Origin of the sequence: Roseburia sp. AF42-8 (assembly GCF_003435965.1) — a bacterium.
Taxonomy (GTDB): Bacteria; Bacillota; Clostridia; order Lachnospirales; family Lachnospiraceae; genus Roseburia_C; species Roseburia_C amylophila.
In genome coordinates this window covers 1-920 of the sequence record NZ_QTVB01000133.1, presented here as the reverse complement: position 1 = coordinate 920, position 920 = coordinate 1, and the positions used below count along the sequence as shown (strand labels likewise).

The 920-nt window shown below is 33.5% G+C and carries 2 protein-coding genes; both read left to right on the top strand.

The annotated features are described in order from the left end of the window. Nucleotides 1-9 precede the first annotated feature (9 nt). A complete protein-coding gene (locus DW059_RS17750) occupies nt 10-150 on the top strand; it encodes an HTH domain-containing protein (RefSeq protein WP_012744350.1) in 141 nt (46 codons plus the stop codon). A gap of 26 nt (nt 151-176) precedes the next feature. Beyond that, nucleotides 177-827 (top strand): hypothetical protein, encoded by a 651-nt coding sequence (locus tag DW059_RS15655; protein WP_117699397.1) that lies wholly within the window; start codon nt 177-179, stop codon nt 825-827. Nucleotides 828-920 lie beyond the last annotated feature (93 nt).

Sequence of the window (920 nt, the reverse complement as noted above, 5' to 3'; positions counted from 1 at the left end):
ATAGCAAAAATGGCTGGTGTTGAGGAAAATGATATTGACAGGCTTTTAGCCAATCCACCAGAAAAGATTGAAATCGAAGTAAAGTATAAAATTGCTGTGACGGTTATGGAACTGCGATTTTGGCTAAAAGATTGTGAATCACCGATATAATCGGGATTTGTGAGTAGAGGGCACTTATGAAAAATAAAAGTATCAATCAAGTTTCCATAATAAATGGTGAAGATGGTCCCACAAGTGTTTTTATATTTGGAGAAGCTCAAAAGCAATCTCTAAAGATTAGAATCCGAAATGCTATCTATCAATCCAGACGAAAAAGGATAGAAAAGAGAATAGCGGCCAACCCGCATACCCTTGCGGAAGTGGTGCAATACGCAAAGGATCATTATGATTTAGTGGAAATCAATCCTGCCGCAACAAATTGGATAGAACGACAGAAAAATCTAAAAGCTAGTTTGATTATGCAGCATAAACCAGAACTTTTGGGCCAAAGGAAGGATATTCCAAAACCAGATTTTCATAATGAAGAATCTGTTAAAAATTTTTTGAATGAAATGGAAATTAGAAATAAATTGATTGACCAAATGCCTGATAATGTAATTCCCATGGATTTTCATTTATATGAAATAAAAATTGGTGAGGATTTAATGGAAATAGAGGTAGATTATACCTGGAATATATTTGGAATAGCTTACTCTGGAAATAAGTCGGTCATAAAAAGGTTTAAGAAAATAGCCAGAGATTTATATTGTTATTATGGTGTCAGTGAGGAGGATATAAAGAACCGGACAAAAAGATATTCTTCACTGGTAACGGAATTGAGTTCATAAATAAGCAGTTAATTTAGCAACAACTTGTTGCAGATTCTAAAGTTATCTTGCATAATTAAAATATAAAAGATGTATATAAGGTCGGAACAGAGA

What these genes read in the sequence shown, in the direction of transcription:
- DW059_RS17750 (WP_012744350.1), top strand. Translation starts at nt 10, where the DNA reads ATGGCTGGTGTTGAGGAAAATGATATTGACAGGCTTTTAGCCAATCCA.
- DW059_RS15655 (WP_117699397.1), top strand. Translation starts at nt 177, where the DNA reads ATGAAAAATAAAAGTATCAATCAAGTTTCCATAATAAATGGTGAAGAT.